General features: G+C 69.2%; 15 protein-coding genes. 10 read left to right on the top strand and 5 right to left on the bottom strand.

The genetic code is table 11. The features are described 5' to 3' along the window. Positions 1-170: 170 nt before the first annotated feature. The gene (locus SD37_RS33090; RefSeq protein WP_044851460.1) at positions 171-1,343 is read right to left on the bottom strand and encodes a macrolide family glycosyltransferase; all 1,173 of its coding nucleotides are present in this window, start codon (positions 1,341-1,343) and stop codon (positions 171-173) included. 289 nt (positions 1,344-1,632) lie between these two features. Here SD37_RS33090 and SD37_RS33085 point away from each other — a divergent pair, with 289 nt between their 5' ends. Further along, positions 1,633-3,195: an alpha/beta hydrolase gene (locus SD37_RS33085; protein WP_044851459.1), complete on the top strand. Its 1,563-nt coding sequence runs from the start codon at positions 1,633-1,635 to the stop codon at positions 3,193-3,195. Positions 3,196-3,251: 56 nt separating this feature from the next. Here SD37_RS33085 and SD37_RS33080 read toward each other — a convergent pair whose 3' ends face one another. Further along, complete coding sequence (locus SD37_RS33080) at positions 3,252-4,469, bottom strand: IS30 family transposase (protein ID WP_418189824.1); 1,218 nt, start codon at positions 4,467-4,469, stop codon at positions 3,252-3,254. Between the two features lie 130 nt (positions 4,470-4,599). Between SD37_RS33080 and SD37_RS33075 the strand changes: the two genes are divergently transcribed. The 6 genes from SD37_RS33075 to SD37_RS33050 all read left to right on the top strand — a co-directional run bounded on the left by SD37_RS33075 (position 4,600) and on the right by SD37_RS33050 (position 9,806). Then, the gene (locus SD37_RS33075) at positions 4,600-5,502 is read left to right on the top strand and encodes an ABC transporter ATP-binding protein (protein WP_044856207.1); all 903 of its coding nucleotides are present in this window, start codon (positions 4,600-4,602) and stop codon (positions 5,500-5,502) included. After that, positions 5,499-6,230, top strand: coding sequence for an ABC transporter permease (locus SD37_RS33070; protein WP_044856206.1), 732 nt, complete (start codon positions 5,499-5,501; stop codon positions 6,228-6,230). The genes SD37_RS33075 and SD37_RS33070 overlap by 4 nt, the downstream gene beginning before the upstream one ends. Positions 6,231-6,271: 41 nt before the next feature. Next, a complete protein-coding gene (locus tag SD37_RS33065) occupies positions 6,272-6,895 on the top strand; it encodes a hypothetical protein (RefSeq protein WP_418189793.1) in 624 nt (207 codons plus the stop codon). Next, positions 6,892-7,215: a transcriptional regulator gene (locus SD37_RS33060; protein ID WP_016332004.1), complete on the top strand. Its 324-nt coding sequence runs from the start codon at positions 6,892-6,894 to the stop codon at positions 7,213-7,215. The genes SD37_RS33065 and SD37_RS33060 overlap by 4 nt, the downstream gene beginning before the upstream one ends. Next, positions 7,202-8,518 (top strand): DNA polymerase IV, encoded by a 1,317-nt coding sequence (locus SD37_RS33055; RefSeq protein WP_044856205.1) that lies wholly within the window; start codon positions 7,202-7,204, stop codon positions 8,516-8,518. Before SD37_RS33060 ends, SD37_RS33055 begins: the two co-directional genes overlap by 14 nt. Positions 8,519-8,654: 136 nt before the next feature. Next, positions 8,655-9,806 carry a CapA family protein gene (locus SD37_RS33050; protein ID WP_044856204.1) on the top strand — a complete coding sequence of 384 codons (1,152 nt, stop codon included), beginning with the start codon at positions 8,655-8,657 and terminating at the stop codon, positions 9,804-9,806. A gap of 58 nt (positions 9,807-9,864) precedes the next feature. Here SD37_RS33050 and SD37_RS33045 read toward each other — a convergent pair whose 3' ends face one another. After that, entirely contained in the window at positions 9,865-10,890 is a 1,026-nt protein-coding gene (locus tag SD37_RS33045) for a family 2 encapsulin nanocompartment cargo protein polyprenyl transferase (protein ID WP_044856203.1), read from the bottom strand. 435 nt (positions 10,891-11,325) lie between these two features. Here SD37_RS33045 and SD37_RS33040 point away from each other — a divergent pair, with 435 nt between their 5' ends. Next, a complete protein-coding gene (locus SD37_RS33040) occupies positions 11,326-12,090 on the top strand; it encodes a bestrophin-like domain (protein ID WP_044856202.1) in 765 nt (254 codons plus the stop codon). A 5-nt stretch (positions 12,091-12,095) separates the two neighbouring features. Further along, entirely contained in the window at positions 12,096-13,307 is a 1,212-nt protein-coding gene (locus SD37_RS33035) for a DUF6923 family protein (RefSeq protein ID WP_236725490.1), read from the top strand. Between the two features lies 1 nt (position 13,308). Here the strand turns inward: SD37_RS33035 and SD37_RS33030 are convergent, their stop codons facing one another. After that, on the bottom strand, positions 13,309-14,325 hold the full coding sequence (locus SD37_RS33030; RefSeq protein WP_174567873.1) for an autoinducer 2 ABC transporter substrate-binding protein: 1,017 nt from the start codon (positions 14,323-14,325) through the stop codon (positions 13,309-13,311). A 271-nt stretch (positions 14,326-14,596) separates the two neighbouring features. Between SD37_RS33030 and SD37_RS33025 the strand changes: the two genes are divergently transcribed. Beyond that, entirely contained in the window at positions 14,597-15,043 is a 447-nt protein-coding gene (locus SD37_RS33025) for a DUF4396 domain-containing protein (RefSeq protein WP_418189832.1), read from the top strand. Positions 15,044-15,046: 3 nt separating this feature from the next. Here the strand turns inward: SD37_RS33025 and SD37_RS33020 are convergent, their stop codons facing one another. After that, positions 15,047-16,270, bottom strand: a complete 1,224-nt coding sequence (locus tag SD37_RS33020) for a glycoside hydrolase family 88 protein (RefSeq protein ID WP_044856235.1) — start codon at positions 16,268-16,270, stop codon at positions 15,047-15,049. Between the last annotated feature and the right edge of the window lie 56 nt (positions 16,271-16,326).

Genomic DNA, 16,326 nt, shown 5'->3' with positions numbered 1-16,326 from the left:
GGGACTTTCATTGCAAAATTTGCGATGAAAGTCCCGTTCATAACGCTTCTTTCATCCTTAAGCAGCTATGTGGGCACAGTCGTGAGTGGTAAGTGCCGTTAGAACGGCACTTACCACTCACGACCAGACCTGACCTCGCAAGTAGCCGACTACTTGCGACGGCCGCACGCCTACTTCAGGAAGGACTCGACGGCATCGGCCGCCCGGTCGGTCCCGCCGTTCGCCCGCGTCTCGGCCTGGATCTCGGCGAGCCGCGCGGCCACCGAGGGCGACCCGGCCACCCTTTCGACGGCGGCCCGCAACGTCGAGGCGGTCACGTCCGAAGCCGCGAGTTCCTCACCCACGCCCAGTTCCGCCAGCTTCGCCGCGTTGCCGAAACCGTCGGTGGCCAGCGGGATCGCGACGGTCGGCACGCCGTACCACAGCGATTCCGTACAGCCGCCCATGCCGGCGTGCGTGATGAACGCCGACGCGGCCTCCAGCACCGCGAGCTGCGAGACGAACGGGTGCACCTCGATATGCCCCGGCAGTGGCCCGAGTTCGGCCGGATCGGTCTGACCGATCGAGATGACCACGTGCCAGTCCGTATCGCGGAACCCGTCCACACACGCGCGGAACAGGTCGATCTGGTCGGTGAACGCGGTACCGAGCGACATCAGCAGGACCTTCTTGCCGTTGTCCGGCGGGGTCCAGCTTCGGTCGGCCAGCCGTTCCGGGTCCAGTGCCGGGCCGACGAAGCGGACCGACGGCGGAACCCGGTCGACGTTGGGCTGCATGGCCCTCGGGAGCAACGCCAGCACCTGCGGCGGATGGGAGATCCATTCCCAGGCGTCGGCCTCGATCCCGTTTTCCTTCAGCCACGCGGTGTAGGTGACGTGATAGTCCATTCCGGACGGTGAGGTCCGGATCGACGTCAGCATCTCGGCCAGATCCTCTTCGTAGCCGTCCCAAGCGACGTACGTCGGGGACAACTGCACGGCCGGGACGCCGTAGCGCCTGCCCAGGATCGGGGCCGGGAGGCCGCCGATGTCGTACAGCAGCAGGTCCGGGCGGTTCTCGTCGTAGAAGCCGGTCAGCACCGGCATCGCCTGGATGCCCTCGTCGAGGAAGACCCGCATCTGCGAGGCGGGATCCTCCGGCCACGCGGCCTGGTCGCCGAGCGGGAGGATCGACGGATGCGGGACGACCTCGGCCCCGGTCGGTGCGATCAGCCCGGTGAGCGGCTCGCCCACGGCGTAGCTGACCCGGTGCCCGCGAGCGACCAGCTCACGGATGACGGCCAGCGACGGGTAGATGTGACTCGGCGCGGTGCAGCCGATCATCGCGATGTGTTGCTTCTGCATGATGTCCTGTCCGGGTCCGTGAAGGAACGTCAGACGGCGCGCAGAAAAGGGGCCGCCCGATCGCGGGCGGCCCTGCGGTCACGCCGTCTCAGGCGGTGCGCATCCGGATGTGGTAGGTCATGATCGACACCGTAGCGCCCGCCGCCTGCCCGCCCAACCGATTAACCGGTTGCCCGGTTTGCCGCGATCGGGACCCGCCGTTGGTAGGGACCTTCGCCGGAGGGGTTCCCGTCGGCGCGGTCGTGGATAGGGTTTCTGGGCTTTCACCTTGGAGGGAAAGGGAGAAACCGTGAGACGTGTTCTCATCACCGCGCTGGCCGTGGCCACCCTGGCTTCGGTCGCGGTGACCGCTCCGGCCGTCGCCGCGGAAGAGGCGCAGCCTGCCGAGACGATCACCTGGGGCGCGTGCACCGACCCGGCGCTCGTCACCGCCGGCGCCGAATGCGGCACCCTGTCCGTGCCGCTGGACTACTCGAGGCCCCGCGGCGAGAAGATCCAGCTCGCGCTCAGCCGTGTCAAGCACAAGACGCCGGAGGCGCAGTACCAAGGCGTCATGCTCACCAACCCGGGCGGGCCCGGCGGATCCGGGCTGCTCCTGGCGACCCGCGGGACGCGGGTGCCGAACCACGCCGGTGACGCCTACGACTGGATCGGTTTCGACCCGCGCGGCGTCGGCGCCAGCAAACCCGCGCTTTCGTGCATTCCCGACTACATGGACTACAACCGGCCGAACTACGTGCCGACGACGCCGCGGCTGGAGAAGACCTGGTTGCAGCGCTCGAAGTCCTACGCCGAAGCGTGCGCCAAGAACAACAGCCGCGCGCTGCTCGACAACATCAAGACGACCGACACGGTCAAGGACATGGAGAGCATCCGCAAGGCGCTCGGCGCGGAACAGCTGAACTTCTACGGGTACTCCTACGGCACCTACCTCGGCCAGGTCTACGGAACGCTGTTCCCGCAGCACGTCCGCCGGATGGTCCTCGATTCCACTGTGGACCCTCGTAATGTCTGGTACCAGGCCAATCTCAACCAGGACGTCGCCTTCGACGTCAACCTCAACATCTGGTTCGGCTGGGTCGCGCAGCACGACGACGTCTACCACCTCGGCAAGACGCAGGCCGCGGTCAAGCAGGTCTTCGACGAGCAGCTGAAGAAGGTCGCCGCCGTCCCGGCGGGCGGGGTCATCGGACCGGACGAGCTCCTCGACGTCTTCCAGCAGGCCTCCTACTATCAGCTGCGGTGGACGCTGCTCGGCAACGCGTTGGCGAAGTTCGTCAACAACGGTGACTGGCAGACGATGAAGGGGCTGTTCGAGACCTTCGGCGGTCGCGGCGACGACAACGGCTACGCGGTCTACCTCGCCGTGCAGTGCACGGACGTCAAGTGGCCGCAGAGCTGGCAGCAGTGGAAGTTCGACAACTGGCGGACCTATCAGAAGGCGCCGTACTTCACCTGGCAGAACGCCTGGTTCAACGCGCCCTGCCTGTATTGGCCGTCGAAACCGGGCAAGCCGGTCAAGGTCGACGGCAAGAAGGTGCCGAGTGTGCTGATGATCGGCGAGACGCTCGACGCGGCGACGCCGTACGAAGGCAGTCTTGAGGTGCGCAGCCGGTTCCCCGGCGCTCGCCTGATCGGTGAGCCGGGCGGCACGAGCCACGCGATCACCCCGCGCGGCAACGCCTGCGTCGACAACCGGATCGCCGACTACCTGGCGACCGGGGCCCTGCCCGACCGCAAGCCGGGCCGCACGGCCGACGTCGAATGCGCGCCGCTGCCGCTCCCGGTGCCGCCTCCGGCACCCGCCGCTGCTTCGGCCCCCGGCGCGGCGCTCTCCCGCGTCCCCGCCTAGCGCAAATCCGTGAAGGCCTCCTTGAGGGACCCAGAGTCCCTCAAGGAGGGGCGGATTCACATGGTGGTTGCAACACGCATTGTTTGTTGGTCTGAGAGTAGTGCTTCGAGGGCTTCGGCGGGTGTGTGCCAGCCGAGGGTCTCTCGGGGTCGTCCGTTGAGTTCGGTGGCGACGCGGGCGAGGTCGGCTGGGGTGTGCTGGGTGAGGTCGGTGCTTTTGGGGAAGTATTGGCGGAGCAGGCCGTTGGTGTTCTCGTTGGTGCCGCGTTGCCAGGGTGCGTGAGGGTCGCAGAAGTAGATGTCCAGGCCGGTGGCCAGGGTGATCTGCTGGTGGTGGGCCATTTCTTTGCCTTGGTCCCAGGTCAGGGACTTGGCCAGCAGTGGTGGCAGGGTGTGGATGATCTCGGTCATGGCGTGAGCGACGGTGGCGGCGTCGCGTCCGTGGGGCAGGTGCAGCAGCATCACGAACCGGGTCGAGCGTTCGACCAGGGTTCCGATCGCGGACTTGTTGTCCTTGCCCAGGATCAGGTCGCCTTCCCAGTGCCCGGGGACCGCGCGGTCGGCGGCCTCGGCGGGCCGGGCGGAGATGTTGACCATGTCCTTGAGCCCGCCGGGGGTGCGTTCCCGGCGGGCCTGGGCCTGACGGCGTGGCATCCGCAGTGCCCGCCCGGTCCGCAACGCGGCGGTCAGTTCGCGGCGCAGCGCACCCTTTCCCTGGACATACAAGGATTGGTAGATCGTTTCGTGTGACACCCGCATCTCCGGCCGGTCGGGGAACTCCAGCACCAGTCTCCGGGAGATCTGACGCGGGGACCATTTCCGGTCCAGTCCGGCCTGCACCACCTGGCGCAACGAGGCGTCCGCGGCCAGTTTCGCGACCTTCGGGCGTTTCGCGCGTTCCTCAGCCGCGTGCTGGGCACTGACCGCCCGATAGGCACCGGAGGTGCCGGTGTTACGGGCCACCTCGCGTGACACCGTCGAGGCCGGGCGGCCGATCACCCGCCCGATCGCGCGAGGCCCCTGCCCTGCCGCGGTCAGGCAGGCGATCTCTTCCCGCTCGGCCAGGCTTAACCGGACCGGACCAGGCCGGGTGGGTGCGTTACCGATCACCCCGCCAGCCTGCCGGAACAACCGCACCCCCGTCGTCGGGGACAAGCCCACCGCCCGGGCCGCCGGCTTCGCCGCCACCCCGGCCCGGACCTGCTCCCAAAACGCCACCCGCACCGACCGCGGCAACCACCGATGAACCCGCACCACCACAACCCCGCCCTCCATCAGACGGTGTTGCAACAACCCCATGACTCCGAGAGGCCTTCACGGATTTACGGGGTTTCCGCAGCAGGGGACTTTGTGTTACAAAGTGCGTATCGACTTTGTAATTCAGAGTGCTCGAAGGGGGAGAGTCATGGCGGACGCGTTCAGCCTCGAAGGGCTGAGGAAGCGCTTCGGAGACGTCCTGGCCGTCGACGACGTCAGTGTGCGGGCCGCACCGGGGAAGGTGGTGGCGCTGCTGGGGCCCAACGGCGCGGGCAAGTCGACCACGATCGACATGCTGCTGGGCCTGACCAGGCCGGATTCGGGCCAGGTGCGGGTCGCCGGGCTCCGCCCGGCCGAGGCGATGGACCGCGGCGTGGTCGGCGCGATGGCGCAGAACGGGACGCTGCTGAGGGACGCCACGGTCGCCGAACTCGTCGGCCTGTTCGCCTCGCTGCACCGGAACCCGCTGCCGGTCCGCGAGGTGCTCGAGCGGGCAGGCGTCACCGAGTACGCGAACCGCCGCTGCGGGAAGCTTTCCGGCGGCGAGCAGCAGCGGGTGCGCTTCGCGCTCGCCCTGGTCGGCGATCCGGATCTGCTGGTGCTCGACGAGCCGACGGCGGCGATGGACGTCGACGGGCGGCGCCGGTTCTGGGCGTCGATGCGCGAGTACACCGGGACGGGCCGGACGGTCCTCTTCGCGACGCATTACCTCGCCGAGGCCGAGGACTACGCCGACCGCGTCGTGCTCATGCGCCACGGCCGGGTCGTCGCGGACGGACCGGTCGGCGAAGTGCGCGCCGCGGTCGCCGGCCGGGTGCTGCGGGCCGTCGTCCCGGACGCCACCGAAGCCGCGCTGGCCGCGCTGCCCGGGGTGTCCCGTGCGGTGCTGCGGGCCGGGCACGCGGAGCTGAGTTGCGCCGATTCCGACGCCGCCATCCGCGGTCTGCTGCGCGAGTTCCCGCTCGCCGCGAACATCGAGATCACCGCCGCCGGGCTGGAAGAGGCTTTCATCGCGCTCACCGCCGACGAGGCCGAAGGAGCGTTGAAATGAACCTGGACTACCTCGCGCTGGAGATCAAGCGCATCATCCGCAGCCCGCAGTTCGCGGTGTTCACCATCGGCATGCCACTGGCGATGTTCCTGGTGTTCGGCGGGATCTTCGGCGCCCGCGAACTCGCGCCCGGGATCTCGACCGCGACGGTCACCATGGTGAACATGGCCGCGTACGGCGCCATGACCGCCGCGCTGTTCACCGGCACCCGCGTCGCCACCGAACGTACCGACGGCTGGCAGCGCACCTTGCGGCTGACGCCGATGCGGGCGCCCGGCTATCTGCTGGTGAAGGTGTCGGCGGGGCTGTTCGTCGCGCTGCCCGTGCTGCTGGTGATCTTCGCGGCGGGGATGATCCGCGGCATCCGGCTCGAAACCGGCCAGTGGCTGACGATCTTCGGCGCGCTGTGGCTCGGCACGCTGCCGTTCGCCGTACTGGGCCTGATGATCGGCCTGTTCGGCAAGGGCGACACCGTCCAGGCGGTGGCCGGCGCGCTGATGCTGCCGCTGGGCATGTTCGGCGGGCTGTGGATCCCGCTGCAGGTCCTGCCCGGCTGGATGAACACCGCCGCGCACCTCATGCCGACGTACTGGCTTGGCGAGATCGGCCGCGCGCCGGTGCTGGGCTCACCGGGTCTGCCGACCGCCGTACTGGTGCTCGCGGCCTGGCTGGTGGTGCCCGCACTCGTGGTGATGGCGAGGTTCCGGCTTGACACGGCGAGGCTGTGAACCCGTGTTAGCTTTCCGAGGTGCCGGAGGATGAGCGGGCTGTGCCTGAGCGGGAAGACGACGCGCGGCCGATGACGCCCGAGGAGTCGCTCGCGCTCATCGCCAAGCAGACGGAGGAGACCCGGCGTGAGATCGGGCCGAATCCGGCCGTCCTGCTCGCCGTCTGGGGACTGGTGTGGCTGCTCGGTTTCGGGCTCGTCTTCCTCTCGGCCCCACCCACTTCGTTGCTGCCGTTGTGGGCGGCCGCCGCGATCGCCGTCGCCGCCTTCGCGGGCGCCATCGCCTACTCGGCCATCTACGGCATCCGGACGAGCCGTGGTGTCCGCGGCCCGTCCCGGCTCGTCGGGGCGATGTACGGCTGGAGCTGGATGATCGCGTTCGGCGGGCTGACCGTCGTGAACACCGGTCTGGTCCGGCTCGGCCTCGACCCCGAACTGATCCCGCTGCTGTGGTCCGGCACCTCGCTCATGCTCACCGGCCTGCTGTACCTGGCGGGCGGGATGCTGTGGCAGAGCAAACTCCAGTACGGGCTCGGTGTGTGGATCATCCTGTGCGGCGCGGCGAGCGTGCTGGCGGGCGGGCCGCACAACTTCCTCGTGCTGAGCCTGGCGGGCGGTGGTGGCTTCCTGGTGGCGTCGCTGGTCTTCCTGGTGCGGTCGCGATGAGCGAAGACGGGCTGCCCCAGCTCGATCCGGTGATCCACGCGCAGGCGCGGCTGCGGGTGACAGTGGCGCTGTCGAGCCTGGGGCCGGGCGACAGCATCACCTTCCCGCGGTTGCAGCAATTGCTGGACATGACGCCCGGCAACCTGTCGACGCATCTGCGCAAACTCGAGGACGCCGGCTACGTCGGGATCACCAAGGCCTTCGAACATCGCACGCCGGTGACGCTGGTCGAGCTGACCACCCGCGGCCGGGCGGCGTTCGAGGAGTACACGAAGGCCCTGCATCGGCTTCTCGAGGTGCCGGGCGATGGGCGGGCATGACCGGTGGGTCATCCACCTCGACATGGACGCGTTCTACGCCTCCTGTGAACAGCTGACCCGGCCGACCCTGGCCCGCCGTCCCGTCCTGGTGGGCGGCGCGGGCCCGCGCGGGGTGGTCGCCGGGGCGAGCTACCAGGCACGCGAACACGGGATCAAATCGGCGATGCCGATGTCGCAGGCCCGGCGGCTGCTCCCGCCCAACGGGGTCATCCTGCCGCCGCGGTTCAAACTCTACGAACTGCTGAGCACGCGGGTGTTCGACCTCGTCGCCCGGTACGCGCCCGTGCTGGAACGGATCTCCCTCGACGAGGCCTTCGCGGAACCGCCTTCGCTGGCCGGGGCGTCGTCGGAGCAGGTGCGCGAGTTCGGTGCCCGGCTGCGGGAGCACATCCGGTCCGAGATCGGGCTGGTCGCCTCGATCGGGGCGGCGTCGGGCAAGCAGGTCGCCAAGGTCGCGTCGGATCTGGCGAAACCGGACGGGCTGCTCGTCGTCGATCAGGGGACCGAACGCGAGTTCCTCGCGCCGCTGCCGACCAGGGTGCTGTGGGGCATCGGCCCGGTGGCGGAGGGGAAACTGCGCGCGATCGGCGTCCGGACGCTGGGGCAGCTGACCGCGTTGTCCGACGCCGACGCGGTGTCCACTTTGGGCAGTGTGGTCGGGCGGGATCTGCGGCGGCTGGCCACCGGCGTCGACGACCGGCCGGTATCCGATCGCGCCGAACTCAAGCAGGTCAGCGCGGAGACGACCTTCGACCGCGACCTGATCGACCTGGTGAGCCTGCGGCGCGAGGTCCGCGACCTCGCCGTCCACGCGCACAAGCGGCTCGTCAACGCCGAACGGGTCGCGCGGACGGTGGTGGTGAAGCTGCGGCACACCGACTTCAGCACGGTGACGCGTTCGGAGACGATGGCTTCGCCCACCGACGAGTTCGACCAGCTCGCTTCGATGGCGGAACGACTGCTGATCGACCCGTCGGACTTCGGCGGGGTGCGGCTGGCCGGGGTCGCGTTTTCCGGGCTTTCGGTGCCGCATCAGGATCCGCTGTTCACCCTGTCCGTCCCGGTGGCCGACGCGCCCGTCGTCTCGCGGGCGCCCGCGCCGGTGCCCGTGGTCTCGTCGAGCTGGCGTCCGGGGGACGACGTCGTCCACGAGGAGCACGGGAGCGGGTGGGTGCAGGGTGCCGGGCACGGGCGGGTGACCGTCCGGTTCGAAACGCGGTCCAGCGGGCCGGGGGTGGCGCGGACCTTCCTCCAGGAAGACCCCGCCCTCCGCCGGGGCGACCCCGCCGATTGCCTCGCCTGACCCCGTCTGACCTCGCGTTCCGTCCTCTGGGTGCGGTAGTTGCGCGCGCAACTACCGCACCCAGAGGACGAAACGCGAGGAGATCGGAGGGCTTAAGGCAGGATGGGGAGGGATTGTCACCCGAACGAGGGAATCGATGTTCAGCACCCATGCCCGTCCGGTCCGTGCTCGCGCCGGGGCGGCCCTCCTCGGCGTCGCCCTGCTGCTCGGCGCCTGCAGTCCGGCCCCCGAGCAGCCGCCGGGCGCCCCGCCCGCCGCGTCTAGTGCCCAGGCGAGCCAGGCGCCGGGGGAGTCGTTCACCGTGGTCGCGACCGGCGACGTGCTGATCCATCCCGCGCTGACAGACCAGGCGAAGCAGGACGGCAACGGCGAGATCGACTACCGGCCGCTGCTGGCCGGGGTGAAGCCGCTGATCTCCGGAGCCGACCTCGGCATCTGCCACCTCGAGACCCCGCTCGCGCCGAAGGGCGGCCCGTACAGCGGCTACCCGTCCTTCAGCGCGCCACCCGAGATCGTCGACGCGCTCAAGGACACCGGATACGACACCTGCTCGACGGCGTCCAACCACACGATCGACCAGGGCGCGGAGGGCGCGGGCCGGACGCTCGGCAAACTCGACGAGGCCGGGATCAAGCACACCGGTTCGGCGCGCTCGGCGGAAGAGGCGAAGAAGCCGCTGATCATGGACGTCAACGGGGTGAAGGTCGCCCAGATCTCCTACGCCTACGGGTTCAACGGCATCAAGGTGCCCGCGGGGAAACCCTGGCTGGTCAACCAGATCGACGCCGAAGACGTCATCGCCGAGGCCAAGGCCGCGCGCAGGGCGGGGGCGCAGATCGTGCTCGCGAGCCTGCACTGGGGCACCGAATACCAGCACGATCCGACCGCGGAACAGCGCTCACTGGCGAAGAAACTCCTCGGTGACGACGCGATCGACCTGATCATCGGCCACCACGCGCACGTCGTGCAGCCCTTCGAGCAGATCAACGGCAAATGGGTCGCCTACGGCCTCGGCAACAGCGTCGCCCGGCATTCGGAACCGAAGGGCTCGACCGAACAGGGGGCGGCAGCGCGGTTCCGGTTCGTGCGGGACGGTGAGCGCTGGAAGGTCGACAAGGCCGAGTACGTCCCCACGCTGGTCCAGCTCGGCCCGCCGATCCGGCTGCTCGACCTGACCGCGGGCCAGGGCGGCGACGACGCGCTCAAGGCCGCCGCGCTCAAGGACACCGACGAGGTCGTGCTCAGCCGCGGCGCCGGTGAGCAGGGGCTGACCCGCCCCGGCCGCTGAGACACGGGTGGGCCGGGCACCGCGCCCGGCCCACCCCTGCCCTTCTCCGCGCCCGCCTTCAATATCGTCGCCGCACCACAAGTTTCGCGAGGGCCGCGAGTTCGGCGCCTGGGCGGGGCGCCGGATCCGCGACGGAGAGATGATGCAGCGCGCCGGTCAGGAGCGCGTCGGCCTGCTCCTGGCTCCACGCCCGGCCGCCCGCCCGTTCCACCAGATCCGCCGCGTGGGGCAATTCCGCGGCGTCGAGGTTTTCCTTGCGGTACAAGGCGTCCAGCTCTCGTCCGGCATCCGTCCCGGAGTGGAGCGCGGCCACCACCGGCAAGGATTTCTTCCGGTTGGAGAGATCCGAGTGGACCGGTTTCCCGGTCACCGCCGGATCACCCCAGATCCCGAGGAGATCGTCGATGTGCTGGAACGCCAGCCCGAGTGCCCTCCCGTACTCGGTCAGCCGGTCGACCTGGTCCTGCCTCCCTTCCCCGGCGAGCGCGCCGAGCGTGCACGACGCCCCGAGCAACGCGCCGGTCTTCCCCTCGGCCATCCGGACGCATTCGGCGGTGTCGACGTCACCGCGTTCTTCGAACTTCAGATCCGTGCTCTGCCCTTCCAGCAGGTCGATCACGGCCGTGCTCAGCACGCGCAGCGCGGTCTGCCCGAACGGCGAAATCACCTCGAAAGCCTGGGACAGCAAGGCGTCCCCGGCGAGGATCGCGGCGCCGGTGCCGAAGATCGTCCACGCGGTCGGACGATGCCGCCGGGTGGTGTCGGAGTCCATCACGTCGTCGTGCAGCAGGGAGAAGTTGTGCACCATTTCCACCGCGACCCCCACCGGGACGGCGATTTCGGCGTCGCCGCCGACCGCCTGGGCGGCCAACAGCGCCAGCGCGGGTCGCAACGCCTTCCCGCCGTCCGAAGTGGACGGACGGCCGCGCTCGTCCCACCAGCCGAAGTGGTAGCCGGCGATCAACCGCATCGATTCGGGTAGCCCGCCGACGGTTTCGCGCAGCGCCGGTTCGATCAGGGTCCGGCTCCACGTCAGGACTTCCCCGGCAGGCCGGGCGCCGGTGCGGGTGTCGATGGTCGTCAACGGAGACTCCCTTTCAGCCTTCGCGCCCGATTTCGGGAATGATCCGCAGTGCTCGCAATTCGCGGATGCCCATTCGAGTGGGGTGGACGCAAAATCAACATAGCAAGCGGTAATGCCCGCATAAACACACGATCGGGTTCCGGGCTATGTTCACCTGTTTGCCGCGTCGGCCGGTCCGTGGCCGCCCGCGACGGCCGTTCGGGCGACGAAGCCGCACGTGAAGCCGGGACGCGGCACGCTGGTGACGTCTCGTGTCGGCGGATCACCCGGTCGTGAAGCCTTCTTCCCTGACCGGTGACGCGCCTTTCCTGCCTGTGGCGAAAAATGTTTCGAGTACTGAGAAATTGGGCCACCCGTATGAATTGATTCAATTACCCTTTTCGCCGCGTCGAACGGTGAACTAGCTTCAGCAGTCTTCACGGGGTAGGGAGTCGAATGGGTATTTACCTGACCGGCATCGCCTGGGTGGTCGGCGCGGCGATCGGGGCGGGCTTCGTCGGCTATCTCGTCCGCAAGTTCGGTTGGGACGAGGGGCGGCGTGACAACAACGACGCCGCGGGCCAGGTGTTCACCATCGTCGGCGGGTTGCACGCGGTCCTGGTCGCGTTCATCCTGATCTCCCTCTTCGACTCCGCGAGCGCGGCGCGCGACGGCTCCTATCACGAGGCGGACAGCCTGGTCGCCGCCGTCTGGGCCGCGGATTCACTGGGGCCCGAGGTCAAGGACGAGGTCCGGAAGCTGAGCGCTGAGTACATCACCACGGTCGAGCAGCGGGAATGGCCGCTGATGGCGGGCGGCGCCGAGGCCGTCCCCGACACCGGGTGGACGCAACTCGACCGGTTGCGCAAGGCGGTCGAGAAGGCGTCCTCGGACGACGACTGGGTCCGTGAGCGCAAAGCCGAAGCGGCCACCCAGCTCTGGCAGGTCTACGAGGCCCGGCAGAATCGGCTCAACGCGGTCGAGGGCGGCCGGGTCGGTGGCGTCGTCTGGTTCGCGCTGATCCTGGGCAGCCTCATCTCCGTACTGCTGCCCAACCTGTTCGGCGGCACCCGGCTGGCCGCGCATCTGGTCATCGTCTCCACCCTGGCCGGCACGATCACCCTGCTCCTGTTCGCGATCTACCAGCTGCAGAACCCGTTCGGCGGCGGGGTGCGGATCCCGCCCGACGCGTTCACCTCCGCGCGGGCAAGGATCGTTTGAGCACCGTGGACGGGGTGACGCGGGCGGCGGCGACGGTGGCCGTCGCCGGGCTGGTCGGCGCCTCGGCGCTGCTGGCCCCGATGGCCGCGCGCGCCGCCGAAACCTGCCTGGTGGTGCAGGCCGAGACCCCGTCGCACGGGACGTCGAAGCTGCGCTGGCTCGACGTCGGTTCGGGGACCACGCTGCGGGTGACCGACGCGGGATACCGGCTCAACGCGCTCGGCTACTCCGCGACGCGGGATCTGGTCTTCGGTATCACCGACGGACCGCGCCGGGGCGCGCACGCGGTGACGATCGATCGCGACGGGGAGGTCCGGGACCTCGGCCTGGTCACCCGTGCCGGGAACCGGCTGCCGGTGTGGAGTCCCGTCGCGGGGGTGACCGCCGGCGCGATCGGCGGGAATCACTGGTACCTGCTCAGGAACGGCACACTGTACACAGTGGACTTGACGCCGGGGGAGCGGTACCTGCGGGTGATCAGGACGGTGTTCCTGAGGCCGATCACCCTCGCCCACGACGTCAACGACTTCGCCTACCACAACGGACTGCTCTACGGCGTTTCCACCACCTGGCGCGGAAAAGGCGCCGTGATCACCATCGACCCGTCCTCCGGCAAGGTCCGTGAAGCCGAGAACGCCCGGTTCCCGCCGGCCGAGGTCTACGGCTCCGTCGTCCTCGGCCGCGACGGTGCCTTGTACGCCACCGCGAACCGGATCGGCGGGCGCAGCGTGCTCTACCGCCTGGACCGCGGAGGGCAGGTGACCGAGGTGACTTCGGGCCCCCCGCTGGCGGGTTCGGACGCCGCCGGCTGTCTCAGCGCGCCCGAAGTCCCCGAGCCGCCGAAACCGGAACCGCCCAAGCCGACGCCCACTCCCACACCCACTCCGACGCCTGCGCCCACCCCGGCGCCGACGTCCGCTCCCACGCCGACACCGGCCCCCACACCCACACCGACGCCCACTCCGGCGCCGACGCCACCACCGAGTCCCACGCCGACGCCGACCTCGGCTCCGCGGTCCATTCCGGCGCCCAAAGTGGACGAGTCGCCCATCCCCGTGCCGAAACCGACCCGGGCGGCCGCTCTCCCGGACCGTGAGAAGGCGGCGGAGACCGACTCGCACGCGCGCACGAAGGAGAAGCGGCGCTGGGGCCTGACCGCGCTGGTCCTGATCCTCGGCGGTGGCGCGGCGGCGGGCGCCGTCCGGCGGGCCCGGTGAGTCAGTACTTGAACTGGTCCACGTTCTCGCGCGTGATCAGCAGCGGGTCACCCAGCAGCACGGTCTTCGTGGCGTCGTCGTACTTGATCGCGGGGAGTTCGAGGTTGACCTTGTTCGACGGGCCGAGTGGCTTGCCCTCGGCGATCTGCTTTCCCGCCCACGCGGTGAGGTAGCCGAGTGATTCGACGTTCCACAGCACCGAAAGCGAGGCGGAACCGTCCAGCAGGTACGGCTTGATCGCCTGCGGGGTCCCGACGCCGACGGTGAAGACGCGGCCGATCTTCTGCTGCGAGCGGACCGCTTCGGCGACCCCGGGCGCGGACGTCGTGCACTCGCCGACGAGGCCGGTGAGGTCCGGGTACTTCACCATCAGGTCCTTGGCCAGCGTGGTGGCGGTTTCCCGGTCTTCGCCGGCGTAGACCGTCTCCACGAGCTGCGCGTGGGGGTACCGGGTAGCGGTATAGGTGCGTTGGACGGCGATCCACGCGTTGAGGTTCTCGGCGGCCTTGCCACAGGAGACGATCGCGTACTTGCCCGCGCCGCTCATCTTCTTCATCAGGGCGTCGGTGAGTGCCTCGCCGATCCCTTCCGGCGTCGCCTGGTTGACGAAGAGTTCGCGGGCGGTGCCCGGCGCGTCGGTGTCCGAGGTGATCACGTGGACCCCCTTCGCCCGCGCGTCGGAGATCACCGGTGCCATCGCCTTCGGATCGTTCGGGGCGATCGCGATGACATCGACCCGCTGGTCGACGAGGTCGCGCACGATCGAGACCTGCGCGGCGGGGTCCACTGTGGGCGGCCCGACGGACACCCATTCGACGCCGAGCTGCTTGGCCGCGGCGTGCCCGCCGGTGTTCATCGCCTCGAAGTACGGGATGCCCGCGACCTTCGGCACGAACGCGATCCGGATCGGCTTGGCCGCCGTCCCGGCCGGTTGCTCGCCGTCGCAGCCCGCCATTCCGAACACCATGCCCATCATGAGCACAACGGCCACCACGAGCGTCTTCGTCGGCCCTCGCATCTCCACCCCATAGTCACGGAACTACCTGAAACCAGCCGATCGGTCTGCGCGCGGTGGAGACCTCCGGCGAAACTAAGGGTCCCCGGTTACCCCGGTCAACCGGATGAGCGCAAAGGGTTACGGAAGTGAGTTCATCGACCTGGCCCGATTACCGGGTCGGCCTACGGGGGTGACGGTGAGCGACCGGGGAGACGCGGGTCACTGCGCCAGCTATACGGGTGGGGGGTATATTGCCCGTATGAACGAGACACGGCATGGAGCAAGCTGGTCGATGGCGGCGTCGGCGACCCTGCACTGCCTCACCGGCTGTGCGATCGGTGAGGTCCTCGGCATGGTGATCGGCACGGCGTTCGGCCTGCACAACGCGGCGACGGTCGTCCTGTCGATCGCACTGGCCTTCGTCTTCGGTTACGCGCTGACCATGCGCGGCGTGCTGAAGTCGGGCCTGCGGTTCGGCGCGGCGCTCAAGGTGGCGCTGGCCGCCGACACCGTCTCGATCGCGGTCATGGAGATCGTCGACAACGGGGTCATGGTGGTGGTGCCGGGCGCGATGGACGCCGGGCTCACGAGCCTGCTGTTCTGGGGCGCGCTGGCGGCCTCGCTGGCCATCGCGTTCGTGCTGACCGTGCCGGTGAACAAGTGGATGATCGGGCGCGGCCTGGGGCACGCGAAGGTTCACGCGCACCACGGTGGCCACGAAGGACACCACGCGCACTGAACCTCATGAGACGCTGGAGAGGTCGATCGCCTGGTCGATCTCCTTCGGCATCAGCACCCGCAGGAGACCTTCGAGCAGGTAGTAGTCGGCGTAGGGCAGTGAAACCTCGACGCCGTCCTCGGCTGGACGGTGCCGCGTGGCCCGCGCCACGATCGCCTCGGCGCGGGTGGACCTCGTGGTCAGGCAGGTGTCGCACAACGCGGTGAGGATCCGGATCGCGGCCTCGCGGTAATGGGGCCGGTTCGCGGCCTTCGCCAGGTCGAGCAGGCCGCACGCCATCACGGCTCCGGCGGAGGAGTCCTTGATGTCGTGCGGTGCCTGCGGCGCGAGGTAGTCCCACACCGGGACGTTGTCCGGAGTCAGCGCGCGCAGTGCGAAATCGGCCAGGCGTTGGGCGGTCCGCAGGAACAGCGGGTCGCCGGTGCGGCGGTACATCGTGGTGAAACCGTAGATCGCCCAGGCCTGGCCGCGCGACCAGCACGACGACGGGCCGTAGCCCTGCACGGAGTTCGGGCCGATCTCGGCACCGGTACCCGGATCGAAGTCGAACACGTGCGGGGTCGAGCCGTCCGGGCGCAGGAACACCCGCTCGGTGGTCTTCGCGTGCGCGACGGCGATATCGAGGTACTTCCGGTCGCCGGTCTGTTCACTCGCGAAGGTCAGCAAGTCCAGGTTCATCATCGTGTCGACGATGACCCGGCCGGCGTTGCCCGGCGTGCCGAGCGCGCCCCACGCCCGGATGAAACGCCCCTTTTCGTTGTAGCGCTGGATGAGCGACGCGGCGGCGTTGAGCGCGCCGGTGCGCCACTTCTCGTCGCCGGTGAGCCGCCAGCCGGTGACCCACGAGGGGTAGAACAGGAAACCGAGGTCGTGATGGGTCGTCTCGTACTGGCGCGGCGCGAGCTTTTCCGCGGACGCCATCGCCAGTTCCCGGAATCGCCGATCTCCACTGTAGAGCGACGCGAGCCACAAGGTGCCCGGCCAGAAACCGCCGATCCAGCCACCGTTGGCGGAATAGGTCCATTTCTCGAATCGGGTGATCTCCGGAAACGCCGTCACGCCGGGGGCGACGGCCCGCAGTTTGGCGACCGCGTAGTCGGCGGCGCGACTGAAAGTCCTTGGCACGGCGGCCTCCGAGTCCGCCGCGAGGGCGACCGGAGGGATCGCCGTCGCCGCCACCGCGGCACCGGCGGCGGTCGTCAACAGGGTGCGCCGGGAAACGCTCACGAGGCCCGCCATTCGTCCGTGGGAATTGCGTCACGGGAGTTTCGCACGACGATTAC

The sequence above is a fragment of the Amycolatopsis orientalis genome (assembly GCF_000943515.2).
GTDB classification, from domain to species: Bacteria; Actinomycetota; Actinomycetes; order Mycobacteriales; family Pseudonocardiaceae; genus Amycolatopsis; species Amycolatopsis orientalis.
The sequence above is the reverse complement of the archived record's forward strand: the minus strand, read 5'-3'. Positions and strand labels throughout refer to the sequence as shown.

Coding starts and splice junctions, on each gene's coding strand:
- SD37_RS33030 (WP_174567873.1), bottom strand. CDS start 14,325: ATGCGAGGGCCGACGAAGACGCTCGTGGTGGCCGTTGTGCTCATGATG.
- SD37_RS33075 (WP_044856207.1), top strand. CDS start 4,600: ATGGCGGACGCGTTCAGCCTCGAAGGGCTGAGGAAGCGCTTCGGAGAC.
- SD37_RS33055 (WP_044856205.1), top strand. CDS start 7,202: ATGGGCGGGCATGACCGGTGGGTCATCCACCTCGACATGGACGCGTTC.
- SD37_RS33070 (WP_044856206.1), top strand. CDS start 5,499: ATGAACCTGGACTACCTCGCGCTGGAGATCAAGCGCATCATCCGCAGC.
- SD37_RS33040 (WP_044856202.1), top strand. CDS start 11,326: ATGGGTATTTACCTGACCGGCATCGCCTGGGTGGTCGGCGCGGCGATC.
- SD37_RS33025 (WP_418189832.1), top strand. CDS start 14,597: ATGGCGGCGTCGGCGACCCTGCACTGCCTCACCGGCTGTGCGATCGGT.
- SD37_RS33090 (WP_044851460.1), bottom strand. CDS start 1,343: ATGCAGAAGCAACACATCGCGATGATCGGCTGCACCGCGCCGAGTCAC.
- SD37_RS33080 (WP_418189824.1), bottom strand. CDS start 4,469: ATGGAGGGCGGGGTTGTGGTGGTGCGGGTTCATCGGTGGTTGCCGCGG.
- SD37_RS33060 (WP_016332004.1), top strand. CDS start 6,892: ATGAGCGAAGACGGGCTGCCCCAGCTCGATCCGGTGATCCACGCGCAG.
- SD37_RS33050 (WP_044856204.1), top strand. CDS start 8,655: ATGTTCAGCACCCATGCCCGTCCGGTCCGTGCTCGCGCCGGGGCGGCC.